Raw genomic sequence first — 13,625 nt, forward strand, 5'->3', positions numbered from 1 at the left:
AGCATACTTCGTGAAGAACATGAAGCTGAAAGATGCCCGAAGACGCTGGGAAAAACTGGCCGGAGAGCTTCGTCGCCACGACGAACTCTACTACCAGGTGGCCAGTCCCGGCATCAGTGACCGGGAGTACGACGAGTTGCTCCGGGAACTGGAGGATCTTGAGAAGGCGCATCCGGAACTGGCCTGCCCCGAGAGCCCGACGCAGCGGGTCGGCGGCCGCCGCGATGAGAGCTTTCCCTCCTTCACACATCCGCTTCCCATGCTCAGTCTCTCGAACACCTATTCCTTCGGGGAGCTTCAGGATTTCTTTGACCGTGTTTCCCGGGCTCTCCCGGAGGGAGTGGAGCCGAGTTGGTCTCTGGAGCCGAAGGTGGATGGTGTGGCCTTGAGCCTGCACTACGAGAAGGGAGCCCTTCAGGCGGCGGCAACCCGTGGCGACGGGAAGAAGGGCGATGAGGTTACCGCCAATGCGCGGCATTTCCTGAACATCCCATCGGTTCTTCGTGAGACCCTGACTCTGGAAGTTCGGGGCGAGGCCTATCTGGATCGCGAGCGTTTTCATCACCTGAACCGGGTGCGGGAAGAAGCCGGCGAGGAGCCTTTTGCCAATCCCCGGAATCTGGCCGCCGGCACCCTGAAACTTCTGGACACCCGGGAGCTTGCTCGACGGGGTTTGTCCTTTGTCGCCCACGCAGTTCTCGGGGATCTTCCGGGCGAAAGTCACAGTGAGTTGATGAATGAACTGGAAGGCTGGGGAATCGCGAGCCTTCCCCTGCGATGTCACTGCAAGAATCGCGATGAGGTTCTCGATGGCATTCGGGATCTGGATGCTCGTAGAAACGAGCTGCCCTTTGAGATCGACGGGGCCGTGGTGAAAGTGGATGAACTGGGCCTTCGGGAGAAACTGGGGGTCACGAGCAAGAGTCCGCGCTGGGGAATTGCCTTCAAGTATGAGGCCGAGCAGGCGGAGTCCCGGATTCTGGAAATCACGCTGCAGGTGGGACGCACCGGGGTTGTGACTCCGGTGGCGGAACTGGAGCCGGTTCAACTGAGCGGAACCACCGTGAAGCGAGCCACACTTCATAATCGTGAAGAGATCGAGCGCAAGGACATCCGGGTCGGCGATGTGGTTCTCGTGGAAAAAGGGGGCGAGATCATCCCGAAGGTTCTGCGGGTTCTTGCAGAACATCGTCAGGGGAGCGAAAAGGGATTCGTCTTTCCGGAGCATTGCCCTTCCTGTCAATCTCCCCTCGTGAAGAGAGAGGAGGAGGTGGCCGTCCGATGTGAGAACCCCGCCTGTCCCGCCCAGTTACGCCGCCGCCTGTCTCACTTCGCCGGGCGCGATGCCATGGACATCGCCGGTCTCGGTCAAAAGTGGATCGACCTTCTGATGGAAGAGGGACTGATTCAGTCTCTTCCCGACATCTATCGCTTCGAGGAGTCCCGGCTTCTGGAACTGGACCGAATGGGGGAGAAGAGTGTCGAGAACCTTCTTGCTTCCCTGGGGGAGAGCAAGAAGAGAGCCTGGAGCCGGAAGATCTTCGCCCTCGGCATTCGTCATGTGGGCGCTGAAACCGCCCGTGCCCTGGCTCGCCACTACGCAGATCTCGAGAGCCTTAGAACTGCGAGTCTGGAGGACCTGCAGGCCATTGAGGATGTGGGGCCTGTGGTGGCTGCATCTCTTCTTGGCACCTTGCAAGAGGCTGCTTTTCTTGAAGAACTCGAGGCTCTTGCTTCTCTCGGTTTTTTCGAACACAGCGAGGAAGAAGCGCAGCGCGGCGTGCAGGATTTCGCCGGAGAGACCATCGTGATCACGGGAACCCTCCAGGAGTTTGGAAGACGGGAGCTCAAGGAAACCCTGATCGCAAGAGGCGCAAAGGTGGCATCCTCTGTTTCCCCGAAAACCACCCTTCTGATTGCCGGGGAGAAGGCCGGAAGCAAGCGAAAGAAGGCGGAAGAACTGGGCATTGAAATCTGGGAAGAAGAGCGGCTTCTCCGGGAGCTTTCTTGAAGCACATTTCCCTGAAGGAACTGGGGGGGATGCCCTGCCTCGACCTCTCCTGCGAAACGGAGTTTGCAGCCGGCCATCTCGAGGGTGCTGCGAATATTCCCGCCGATGAAATTGCATCCCGTCTCCATGAACTTCCTCCCCGGGGACGCACTCTCTGTCTGATGGGCCCCCGGGCCCGGGAACTTGCCGAGTACCTGAGCCAGCCGCCCCGCTGGAATCTCTTCTTCTGCGAGGATCCGCTTCCCGAGGACAGAAAGGTCCCTGGGCCGGGAAGCCGACTCTGGGAGTCAGCCGCCTGGCTGAGAAAGCACTCTTCGAAAATAAGAGCCGGCGGCCGGGTCATTGATCTTGCCATGGGAAGCGGCCGCAATGCGGTTTATCTGGCACTCGAGGGTTTCGAGGTGGAGGGAGAGGACATTCTGGATGATGCGGTGGAGGCTGCGCGAGAGTTGGCTGAAAGAAACGGAGTGAAGATCCGGGCAAGGCAGGGAGACCTCACACGCCCGGATCCCCTTCCCGAAAACCGCTACGACGCGGTGACGGTCTTCAACTATCTGGACCGCTCCCTCTTTCCAAACTTGCAGTCCTCACTTCTCGGCGGGGGACTGCTGATCTACGAGACCTTTCTGGAAGAACAGGCTCTTCGCTATGAGCGTCCAAAAAACCCCGATTTTCTTCTGAAAGCCGGGGAATTGAAAAACGCTTTTTCGTCCATGGACATCCTCGCCTATGAAGAAGGCGAGGAGGAAGAGGGACGGGTGACGGCTCGTTTGCTCGCAAGGAAGGTCTAGAGGATTCCCTCGATCTTCTCGACCATCTTGTCCTTGGGAATCAAACCAATCTGCGTATCCTTGATCTCGCCTCCGACCATGTAGAGAACGGTGGGGACACTCATGACCCCGAACTTCATGGCGCTCTGGCGAGCCTTATCCACATCGACATGAGCGATTTTCAGCTTGCCGGAATACTCACCGGCCAGTTCCTCGATGATGGGCTCCAGCTTCTTGCAGGGACCACACCAGGTGGCACTGAAGTCAACGAGAACGGGAATCTCGCTGTTCGTAATTTCCGCTTCGAAGTTGTCGTCCGTGATGTGAAGAACCTCGCTCATTACTGCTCCTTTGTATTGAGAACCCGCTGCATGGTAACAGCCAGATCTTTTGCGTTCAAGAATCCAAAGAACCTTTCAATCTCTTCGCCCTCGGGGCTGAAGAAAATCACGGTCGGCATGCCACGCACGCCGTATTGCTTCAGGATGGCTTCATTTTCCGGGGACTTCCGGGTCATGTCCATCTTGAGGGGCACGAAGTCTTCTGCCAGAAGTAGAATCTCCTCGCGGCTGTAGCTCTTGTGGTCGAGTTCATTGCAGGCAGCACACCACTCGGCCCAGAAGTCCATCATCAGGGGTTTCCCCTCGGACCGGGCCAGGGCAAAGGCTTCCTTCTCGTTCCAGATCCATTCGGGTTCCTCGTGGCTGACAGCTCCAGTGCCCGGCAGAGCCAGGGCGGGGAAACGCTCGGGCGCGACCGCCTGAAGAGCGGAGAGGAGAATCAGGAGGATACCTGCGATCCAGGCCAGGCGGGAGAGCCAAAGCTTCAGGCCGCTTCCCTTTTTCCAGACTCCCCAGTAGCTGAAGCTGAAGACCAGGCTTGCACCGAAGACGGCCCAGAGCAGGGTGGCCGGTAGCCAGGGTTTCAGGAAGCTGAGAGCGAGGGCGAAAAGGAGAAGGGCAAAGAAGTGCTTCACCGTGTCCATCCATCCGCCCGCACCCGGCAAAGCCGTAAGCAGACCGCTGAAGGTTCCCAGCGCGATGAAGAGAAGCCCCAAACCGATGGCGAAGGTGAAGAGAAGCCAGAAGCCGAGGAAAAGGCTGCCGGAAGTCGCCACCCAGGTGAGGAGAACAATCAGGACGGGTCCGACGCAGGGAGCGGCGATCAGGCCCATGGCCATTCCCATGAGGATGGGTCCTAGGAAGCCCGTTCGCGCTCCTCCGACACGACTGGTCATGCTGCTCGGAAGCTGGATGTCAAAGAGTCCGGCCATGGAAAGTCCCATGGTGCCGATGATGGCGGCAACGATGCCCGCAAAGAGGGGCGTCTGCGTGGCCTGCCCGAAGGCGCCACCCGTGGCCGCTGCCAGCAAGCCCAGAGAGGAGTACATGATGGCAATGCCGAGAACGAACCAGAGGCTCAGGACAAAACCCTTCAGGGGATTTCCCTTGGCCGATCCACCAATGAAACTGATCGTGATCGGGATCATCGGGTAGACGCAGGGGGTGAAGCTGGTCAGAACGCCGCCGAGGAAGACCAGGAGGAAGGCGAGCCAACTGCCCTTCTCCAGAGCTGCTTCCAGGCGTCCAGCGAGGCCCTTGCTTTCCTTCGAAATTGACGCGGGCTCCCCGAGATTCTCGAAAGATGTTCCCGCCACTTCAAGGCTGGCAGAGTAAGTCGCCTTGGCAAGAGCGGGAGGGAAGCACATCTCAACGGCACCCTCCTGACAGATCTGGTATTCGGCCTCAGCCAGCAGACTGAATTCAGTGGCCTCTTCCGGCAGGGTGGCCTGAGTCCTTACCCGAAACTCACCGCGGTAGATCTCCGACCCTTTTTCCAGAATAGCCTTTGGCCAACTGGCTTGAGAGAATTTCAGGGGAGGGTCGCTTTTGAACTCGATGCCAAGGAAGGCGTCGGTCAGGTGCGTGTGTTCGGGAACCGTGTAGACCAGGGCAAACTCCACGGTTTCACCGGCAACCAGGGGGCTGGCCAGAGCTTCCAGGCGAAGTTCGATTTCAGGTACGGCGAAAGGATCTTCGGAGGGCAGGGCCGCAGCGCTCAAGATCAAGCAGCCGAGAAATGCGAGAGTAAAGTGAAAAGTGCGCATGGATCTCCTTTGTACGCCAGTCAATGTAGGAGATGGCAGCGGGGAGGGCAAGGAATGAGGGGAAAGCAAAAGATTGTGAAAACAGGAGCCTGCCATGCTATCTTGAGAATCTCATGGAGAAACAATGATCATCTACCCGCTCACCCTTTCCTCAAGGACTTTCCATCTCTCGGAGAGCCCCTCTCCCGATGGACTCCCCCTGCGCGACTTCCTTGCGATCTTCGATCCCGAAGGGCGAATCCGCCGAAACTGGGACATTCTGAATGAAAAAGAACGGGGGGAGGCACTCCAGAGCCTTCCCAGTAGGGACTTGAAGCCGGAGGACTGGGGAAGCCTGCTTCAGGTGCTGCCAGATCGTTGGCATTCATTTCTCAAAGCCGGCGCAAAGGCCTGCATGGAAGCGTCCATCGCAGGGACTGCGAGCAGCACTCCGGAAATCCCGCCAAATCCCTGGACTCCTGCGGACCTGGATCGGGGCGAAGAGATTCTCGAAGGCTTCTTTGCGGAAGGGGGTCTGCTCTGTCGAGCCTATGGCGAGAACTATGAGCCACGCGAGAGCCAGAAGGAAATGGCCCTTGCCGTATGGCAGTCCTTCGTGGCGGGAAAAAACCTGCTTGTAGAAGCACCCACGGGCGTGGGCAAGAGCCTGGCCTACCTTCTTCCGGCCGGTCTCTTTTCCCTCTGCCGCAGGGAGAGAGTCCTGATCTCCACCCATACGAAGAACCTGCAGGACCAGCTTCTCCAGAGTGACCTTCCCCGGCTCTGTCTGGATCCGGAGTTTCCGGTGGAAGCTGTGCTGATCAAGGGGCGCGAAAACTATGTCTGTCGCAGAAAGCTGGATCGCATTCTTCAGTCCGGGGAAGGGGAGCCTGAGACGCGGGCCGCTCTTGTCGTCTGGAGGGCGAAGAGCAAGACGGGGCTGGTCGATGAACTGTCGGAGAATCCCCTGCTTGATGTCTCCCTGATTCGCGATCTTCGCGCCAGGGCAAAGGGCGGCGAGGAACTTCGTTGCCAGAATGAAAAACGCTGCTGGGTTTCCCGGAACCGGGAAATGAGTCGCAAGGCTTCACTGGTCGTGGCCAATCACTCCCTTCTGTTCAGCGACCATGTTGTCAACCGGGGCATTCTCGGGGACTACCGATATCTGGTGGTCGATGAGGCCCAGCATCTGGAGGAAGTGGCCACGAAGGCTCTCGGAGAATCCCTGAGCCGTGCATCCCTGGACCAGAGTCTCATGGCGGGTTCTCCGGAGTCGCCCAATTCTTTCCGCATGGATTTCCGGAGCTGGTTCCCGGCTACGGGCAAATTGGCAAAGCAATCATCGGAAATTGAAAAGGCACACGCGAGCATGGCCACGTATCTTTCGGACTTCCGTACGAATCTTCGCGGGCTTCTCGACAGGGCCGCGGAACTTCCCGAACTTTCCGAGGGACTGAAGCGAGAAGGAAGTTACCGGTACCGCGCCGAACAGAATCCTTTCTCTGCCTTGCAGGAGGAACTGGAAGAAGTGCGCCTATCTGCCTTTCACGCAGCTCAGGCCCTTCGCCATCTGGCCAGTTCCCTGCAAAAGGATGCAAAGAAGAACGAGGCAATCCGGGAGGAGATTCCCCAGATGGAGAGCCTCGAGCGATCGGTCGCAGAGATGCGCAGTCGCGTGGACGTCCTGCTTTCGGCAGAAAGCGATGATCATGTTTTCTATATTTCCGGCGGCTCAAAGGGAGGGATTCGTGAGATATTCGCAAACCCCGTGGATCCCCGCGTGGAAATGGGGGACTATTTCCGGGATGGTCTGGAATCGGTCATCCTGACCAGTGCAACACTGGCCCTGAAGGACAACTTTGACTATGTGATCGAGAAGACCGGCCTCTCACTCAGCGAGAGAGAGAATCTGAGTCTGGCCCTGGAAAGTCCCTTCGATTTCCATGAGCAGTGTCGCCTTCTTCTTCCCGCATACTTGCCCCTTACCGGCGAAGTAGGCTATCTGGGGGAAAGCACGGAGTCTCTTTTCCGGATTCTGGAGGAGTGTCCGCTTTCCACTCTGGTTCTTTTTACCAGCTATCTGACGATGCAGAATGTGAAGAAGGGGCTGCTCAAGCGTGGCATTCCCGAGAGTCGTCTTCTCATGCAGGATCGAGAAACTTCGCGCGACGCCCTTGCTCGCCAGTTTCGGAGAACTCCCGGCTCGGTGCTTCTTGCGACCAGCAGTTTTTGGGAAGGCGTGGATTTCCCCGGCGAGACACTGCAGGTTCTCGTTCTCTTTCGCCTTCCCTTTGCCGTTCCCAGCGAGCCAATGGTGGAAGCCCGTTGCGAGCGCATCCAGGCAGGGGGAGGCAATCCCTTCAGCGACTACTCCATTCCCGAAGCCATGATCCGCTTCCGCCAGGGCTTCGGTCGACTGATCCGAAGCAGCCGGGACGAAGGGGTCGCAATTTTCCTGGACAGTCGCCTTGCGCAACGGGGATACGGGAAGCTCTTTTTGAGTTCCCTTCCCACAGAAACGCGGATATGCTTCGACGAGTCGCAGTTTTTGGAAGAGCTGAGACATTGGCAGCAGTCGAAACCGAGACCCCCGGTCTCTCTGGAGGATTGATGAAACTGGATTTGCGCCCCGGTCATGTGAAGGCACCGCGGGGCAAGGAACTTCATTGCAAGGCTTGGGCTCAGGAAGCGGCCCTTCGCATGCTCATGAACAATCTCGATCCAGAGGTGGCGGAGAATCCGGAAGATCTGGTCGTTTATGGTGGCCGGGGAAAAGCGGCCCGCAACCAGGAGTGCCTGGAGGCTATCGTGGAAAGCCTTCAGGAACTGGGCGATGAAGAAACCCTGCTCGTTCAGTCGGGCAAGCCGGTGGGCGTTTTCCGCAGCCATGCCAATGCTCCGAGAGTGCTGATCGTCAACAGCCACTTGGTGCCCGCCTGGGCGAACTGGGATCACTTCTGGGAACTGGAAAAACAGGGCCTCATGATGTACGGGCAGATGACGGCGGGAAGCTGGATCTACATCGGTACCCAGGGCATCCTTCAGGGAACCTATGAGACACTGGCCGAAGCCGCCCGGCAGCATTCCGGGGGAAGCCTGAAAGGCACCCTGACCCTGAGTGGCGGACTCGGGGGAATGGGCGGAGCCCAGCCTCTTGCAATCACGATGAACGAGGGCGTGGCCCTCATGGTTGAAATCGACGAATCCCGAATCGACCGGCGTCTGGAACACCGCTACCTCGACCGCAAATGCACTTCGCTCGAGGAGGCTCTTGCTCTTTGCGAGGAAGCAAAATCCCGTGGGGAGGCCCTCTCGGTTGGCTTGCTCGGCAATGTGGCAGAGGTGTTTCCGGAACTGCTGGAACGCGGCATTGCACCGGACTATGTGACCGATCAGACGAGTGCCCACGATCCCCTCAACGGCTATGTGCCCGCGGGCATGAGTCTGGAAGAGAGTCTGGCCCTTCGAGAGAGTCATCCGGAGGAGCATGTCCGGCGGGCCTATGAATCCATGGCCCTGCAGGTGCGGGCCATGCTGGGAATGCAGAAAAAGGGCAGCGTCGTCTTCGACTACGGAAACAACCTGCGAGGAGGGGCGGTCGAAGGCGGAGAGGCCGATGCCTTTGACTTCCCCGGCTTTGTCCCGGCCTTTGTGCGACCTCTTTTCTGTGAGGGCAAGGGACCCTTCCGCTGGGTTGTGCTATCAGGTGATCCGGAGGACCTCAGAAAAACCGACGAGAAGATTCTCGAACTCTTTCCCGAAGATGAAGCCCTTGCCCGCTGGATCCACATGGCCCGGGAGAAGGTTCACTTTCAGGGCCTGCCAAGCCGCATCTGCTGGCTGGGCTACGGCGAGCGGGAGAGAGCGGGTCTGGCCTTCAACGAACTGGTGGCCAGTGGAGAAGTTTCTGCGCCCATTGTCATCGGACGCGATCATCTGGACTCCGGTTCCGTGGCCAGTCCCTATCGCGAGACCGAGAGCATGAAGGATGGTTCGGATGCCGTTGCCGACTGGCCCCTTCTCAATGCCATGCTGAATGCGGTCAATGGAGCGACCTGGGTCAGCCTTCACCACGGTGGGGGCGTGGGAATCGGAAATTCCATCCACGCGGGCATGGTCATCATGGCCGACGGCAGCAGCGATGCTGCCGAGCGGCTCAGCCGAGTGCTCTCAGGAGACCCCGGAACAGGGGTCATGCGTCACGCGGACGCAGGCTACGAAAAGGCCATCGCCGTTGCCCGGGAAAGAGGGGTCAAGATCCCCATGATGAAATGAAGGCAGATTTTCTTCTCAGCAACTGCGGGCAGATGGCCACGCTTCAGGGACCGAAGGGTCCCCGCCGCCTGTCGACCATGGACGAGCCTGCTCTCCTTGAGAACGCAGCCCTTGCATCCTTTGAGGGCAGGATTCTGGCCGTCGGTTCTTCTGCGGATGTCCTCAAGAAGATCGAACTGCTTCCCGGAGCCCGGGAAGAGGATGCCGGCGGAGCCCTGGTCACTCCCGGTTTTGTGGATCCCCACACCCATGCCCTCTTTGGGCGCTATCGCTACGAGGAGTACGATCTCAGGGTTCGGGGACGAGCCTATACGGAGATCGCTGCTGCCGGCGGCGGGATTCACGCAAGCGTCCGGGATTTCCGGGAGCGAAGCGACGGGGAGCTTCTTGAACTCAGTCGCCCCCGCCTGAATCGCATGATGCAGGCCGGTTCCACAACTATCGAAATAAAAAGCGGTTATGGTCTTTCACTCGAAGAAGAGTTAAGAGCGATGTCCCTGATCGGGCAGCTTTCCAAAGAAGTCCCGGCGCAGATTGTCCCCACCTTTCTTGGCGCGCATGAGATTCCCGAGGAGTTTCGGGGCGAGAAGCGCGAGGACTACCTCCGCAGTCTCTGCGAGGAGTGGATTCCTGCGGCCGCTGAACAGGGGATCGCCGCCTATGTGGATGTCTTTTGTGAACCGACGGTCTTTAGCCTCGAGGAGAGCCGACGCATCCTGGAGGCCGCCCGCTCGCATGGTCTGGGCCGAAAGATCCACGCCGATGAAATCGAAGCTTCCTATGGAGGAGCGGCTCTGGCGGCAGAACTGGGCGCCGTCAGTGCAGATCATCTGATCGTGATGAACCCCGACCATGCCCGCAATCTGGCGAACTCCAGCACTCTTGCCGTGCTGCTTCCCGCAACCAGTCTGGGGCTTGCCACCACTGAGTTTGCCGATGCCCGTTCCCTGATTGAGGCCGGTGTTGCGGTCGCTCTTGCCACCGACTTCAATCCCGGGAGCAGTTGCTGCGAGTCCATGGGGACCGTTCTCTCGCTTGCCTGCTCGGCTCTTCGCATGAGCCCAGCCGAGGCACTTTGCGCGTCCACCTACAATGCAGCCTGCGCATGCGGCGAAGAAGAATACAGGGGAAGCCTGGACGCGGGCAAGCGTGCGGACTTTCTCATTCATGATGCCGGCGACTATCGGGAACTTCCCTACCATCTCGGTTTTCCTTCCGTTCAGCGAGTCTTCATCGGGGGGAGGGAAGTGAGGATCCCCGCCAGTTCCCTGCTCGACCGCCCCGGATTTGCAGATTCCGGAAGCAACTCCTAGATTGAGATAAAGAAAGGCCCTTTTGCGTTACGACCTTCACTCCCATAGCACCGCTTCCGACGGCACCCTTTCTCCCCGGGAACTTATTCACCGCGCATCAGAAGCCGGACTGGATGGCATTGCCCTTACCGATCACGATACGGTCGATGGCCTGGAGGAGGCTGTGGAGGCTGGCCACGACTTTGGCATCGAGGTCATTCCCGGCATCGAACTGAGCATCCAGTACGAAAGCGAGGATCTGCATGTTCTCGGCTACTGGATCGACTACCAGAACCCAAGCCTGCGCGAAGAACTGAGCGGGATTGCCAGGATGCGGGAAGACAGGGCCGCCCTCATGCTGGAGAAACTGGAAGCCCTGGGGATCCGGGTTTCGATGGAGCTTGTTCTGGAAGAGGCAAATGGGGGAAAGGTGGGTCGTCCGCATGTGGCTCGCGCTCTTCTTCGTCGCGGCTATGTCGAGGATATTCACGAAGCCTTTGCCCGCTTTATCGGCAACGAGGGACCGGCCTTTGTGCCCAAGAGCCTGATGGACATGGATCGTGGCATGGAACTGCTACACAAATACGGAGCCGTGACGGTTTTCGCCCATCCCTTTCTGAATGACTATCGCAGGGCGATTCCCGAGCTTTGCCAAAGAGGTCTTGCCGGCCTTGAGGTCGAGCATCCATCCCAGAGCGAGGAAGTAAGAAACTACCTGCGGGGAGTCTGCAAGGAGCGTTCCCTTCTGGCAACTGCGGGCAGTGATTTTCATGAACCGGGGAGCCTGGGCAAGGTGCTCGGCTCCCATGCACTCAGCGCTGATGCACTTGCGAAACTGAAAAGCCGCCGTCCCGGGAGTTGAGAATGACTCTGCGACAGACCGTGCGAATTTCTCTCTTCGCCTCTCTCTCTGCGGCTCTGGGCTTTCTGCTGGCTCCCGTTCCCAATGTCGAACTCCTGACCTTCTCTCTCTTTGTTTCCGGCTACGCTCTGGGACTCCGCTCAGGGGCCGTGGCCGGTCTTCTTGCCGTGGCTCTCTACTATGGGTTGAATCCCTACGGCTCCAGCCTTGTCTTTCCCCTCCTCTTTGCCTGCCAGGCCTTGGCTGCCCTTTGGATCACAACGCTGGGAGCATTCTTCGCCCGCCTTGTTTCCCCTCTTGGCTCCGGGCTCATGCGTCGTGTCCTTCTTGTGCCCTTTGCCATTCTCTCGGCTCTTGCGCTCCCTCTTTCCCCGGTCTTTGCCTTCTCGGGTTTTGCCGGAGAAGGGCAGAAAGCCTGGTTGTTTCTTGGAGCCCTCATGACTTCCTGGGGCTTGGCCTTCAACCTGCTGGTCTTCCTTTCCAGCTTCGAGCCGATGGCGAGAACTCTGGCCCGCATTGAGGCTCGTCGTCGAAGGGAGGTTCCTGCGTGAGGAAGCTTCTCCTTCTTCTCCTTGTTTCCGTGACGGCCGGGGCTCTCTCCTGGGAAATCTCCGGCGAGGAGCTTCGCCGTTGTCACGCAGACAATCTGGAGGATGTTCTCTCTCGCGCTCCTTTCCTGCGGCTGGATCGAAAGGGAGGGGCCGGCCTGCCCTTCCTTCTGGATTCCGGGAGAAGCGAGGAAGTTCTGCTTCTGCTCGATGGCATGCCGATGCAGGATCCCTGGACCGGGGAGAACCTCTGGTCGGACATTCCCCTCAGTCTGGTCGAAAAGATCACGGTCAAGACGGGTTCGGAGGCTGTCAAGTGGGGGAACCATGCGGGGGCGGGAGTGATCCTTGTGGAAACCCGTCGCCACGAGGAGAAGACCTCCCGTGCCTGGATTCATGTGGCTCCCGTCATGACCGGAGAACCGGAAGCTCGCCGTTTCTCCCTGGAAACGCCCGGAGGCAATCCCGCCATGAGCCTGGGTCTCGATGAGTACTTTCGAGAGGGTCTCCATTCTTTCGGGGATTATTCAGAAACCCCGGCCAGTCCCGAGCCCACACGAAGCAGCCGCAGGACTCTCACTCTTCGCATGGATCTGGATGCCGGGCGGGCGGGCCCGCTGGAGCTTCAGCTTCTGCAAAGTGATCTTTCACTGTCTCAGGCCTCGGGCAAATGGAACCGGGGACTCTATCAACTGAGTCTCGCCCTGCCGGAGAGTCCCTGGGGGCGGTGGCATGCGATTCAGCGCTTCAGCCGCCGTCGTTCCGAACTCTGGACTTCCGAGGATGCGATGTTTGAACTGTCCTGGCGGGGGACTTACCGGGGGATCGAGGGGGGAGCCGGGCTGGAGAGCCATCTCCTTCGCGCTTCTCACTCCGGCACTGCTTCGACTTCCCTGGGGAATCCGGCCCGGGTCTGGGCTTTTGCAGAAGAGTCGGGAAGCTGGAAGCAGTTCAGGGTTTACTCTGGCTTGCGAGCGGAAGTCGCTGAAAACGCGTCACTTGCCCTTCTTGGCGATCTCTCCCTTGAGCGGGATTTCGGGGAGAATCATCTTCGTGCCTTTTTCTCTGCGGGGCGTGGTGCCCTGCCCTGGGCTTTCGATCGCTACGACTCGGAGTTCCAATGGCCCTGGACCGTGACTTCTCCCGATTCCCTTTCGGATCCCGATTTTCAGCGTCTGGGCCTTCATCTGAAGCGATCTCTGGGAGACCTCCATGTGGGGCTTCTGTATCGTGCGGAAGTCGGCCATCGCCCCTGGAGTCTGGACTCGCTTCAGTCTTCCTGGCGGCAGGGCGAGGTGCAGGATCTTCATTCCCTGGGCCTTACTTTCCGCTGGGACGCAGAGCCGCTTCATCGCCTTTTTGATGCCGGTTTTTCCCTGATCAGCGATCCCGCCCCGGGAGCCTTCCTTCTGGAGGGCAGCCTGCTTGCCGACCTGGGAGAGAGCGGCCGTAGCGCACCCTTTCTTATGAAGCTATTCCTTCGCTGGGAGCGGGAAATTGCCCGCGGAGATGGGCGCTGGGTCTTCAGCCTGCCCATGGAAGTGCGCGGGGGAGGCGAACTTCCTTCCACTCTCCTGATGGATGCCAAGGCGGAACTCAGAATCCTCAGCGGCTCGATCTGGGCCTCCTGGAACAATCTCTTCAACTGGCCGCTGGAGGAAGTCCCCGGCTTCCCCCAATCTCCCGCCCGCTTCTGGATTGGCGTCGACTGGTATCTGGACAACTGAGCCGTCCGCTTCCTCCAAATCTCCGCTTGCCCGCTCCCTGAGCTGCCTTTAGTC

General features: G+C 59.1%; 10 protein-coding genes. 8 read left to right on the forward strand and 2 right to left on the reverse strand.

Going from position 1 to position 13,625, the window contains the following annotated elements:
• Positions 1 to 19 precede the first annotated feature (19 nt).
• Positions 20 to 2,011, forward strand: coding sequence for an NAD-dependent DNA ligase LigA (gene ligA / locus QGH30_00085; protein MDP7020743.1), 1,992 nt, complete (start codon positions 20 to 22; stop codon positions 2,009 to 2,011).
• Positions 2,008 to 2,802, forward strand: coding sequence for a methyltransferase domain-containing protein (locus QGH30_00090; GenBank protein ID MDP7020744.1), 795 nt, complete (start codon positions 2,008 to 2,010; stop codon positions 2,800 to 2,802). The genes ligA and QGH30_00090 overlap by 4 nt, the downstream gene beginning before the upstream one ends.
• On the opposite strand, the gene trxA is transcribed toward QGH30_00090, so the two are convergent.
• Together trxA and QGH30_00100 are read right to left on the reverse strand one after the other, a co-directional pair.
• Entirely contained in the window at positions 2,799 to 3,122 is a 324-nt protein-coding gene (gene trxA / locus QGH30_00095; protein MDP7020745.1) for a thioredoxin, read from the reverse strand. The two genes, QGH30_00090 and trxA, sit on opposite strands and share 4 nt — an antisense overlap.
• The gene (locus QGH30_00100; protein MDP7020746.1) at positions 3,122 to 4,888 is read right to left on the reverse strand and encodes a cytochrome c biogenesis protein CcdA; all 1,767 of its coding nucleotides are present in this window, start codon (positions 4,886 to 4,888) and stop codon (positions 3,122 to 3,124) included. The genes trxA and QGH30_00100 overlap by 1 nt, the downstream gene beginning before the upstream one ends.
• A gap of 124 nt (positions 4,889 to 5,012) precedes the next feature.
• On the opposite strand from QGH30_00100, the gene QGH30_00105 reads away from it, so the two are divergent.
• Genes QGH30_00105 through QGH30_00130 form a run of 6 tightly spaced genes read left to right on the forward strand, consistent with a single transcriptional unit; the run spans position 5,013 to position 13,571 of the window.
• Complete coding sequence (locus QGH30_00105) at positions 5,013 to 7,478, forward strand: helicase C-terminal domain-containing protein (GenBank protein MDP7020747.1); 2,466 nt, start codon at positions 5,013 to 5,015, stop codon at positions 7,476 to 7,478.
• Positions 7,478 to 9,142 carry a urocanate hydratase gene (gene hutU / locus QGH30_00110; protein ID MDP7020748.1) on the forward strand — a complete coding sequence of 555 codons (1,665 nt, stop codon included), beginning with the start codon at positions 7,478 to 7,480 and terminating at the stop codon, positions 9,140 to 9,142. The genes QGH30_00105 and hutU overlap by 1 nt, the downstream gene beginning before the upstream one ends.
• A complete protein-coding gene (gene hutI, locus QGH30_00115) occupies positions 9,139 to 10,455 on the forward strand; it encodes an imidazolonepropionase (protein ID MDP7020749.1) in 1,317 nt (438 codons plus the stop codon). The genes hutU and hutI overlap by 4 nt, the downstream gene beginning before the upstream one ends.
• A gap of 22 nt (positions 10,456 to 10,477) precedes the next feature.
• A complete protein-coding gene (locus QGH30_00120; GenBank protein ID MDP7020750.1) occupies positions 10,478 to 11,296 on the forward strand; it encodes a PHP domain-containing protein in 819 nt (272 codons plus the stop codon).
• Between the two features lie 2 nt (positions 11,297 to 11,298).
• The gene (locus tag QGH30_00125) at positions 11,299 to 11,847 is read left to right on the forward strand and encodes a hypothetical protein (GenBank protein MDP7020751.1); all 549 of its coding nucleotides are present in this window, start codon (positions 11,299 to 11,301) and stop codon (positions 11,845 to 11,847) included.
• Positions 11,844 to 13,571, forward strand: a complete 1,728-nt coding sequence (locus QGH30_00130; protein ID MDP7020752.1) for a Plug domain-containing protein — start codon at positions 11,844 to 11,846, stop codon at positions 13,569 to 13,571. The genes QGH30_00125 and QGH30_00130 overlap by 4 nt, the downstream gene beginning before the upstream one ends.
• Positions 13,572 to 13,625: the final 54 nt, after the last annotated feature.

This window comes from Candidatus Krumholzibacteriia bacterium, from assembly GCA_030748535.1.
Taxonomy (GTDB): Bacteria; Krumholzibacteriota; Krumholzibacteriia; order JACNKJ01; family JACNKJ01; genus JASMLU01.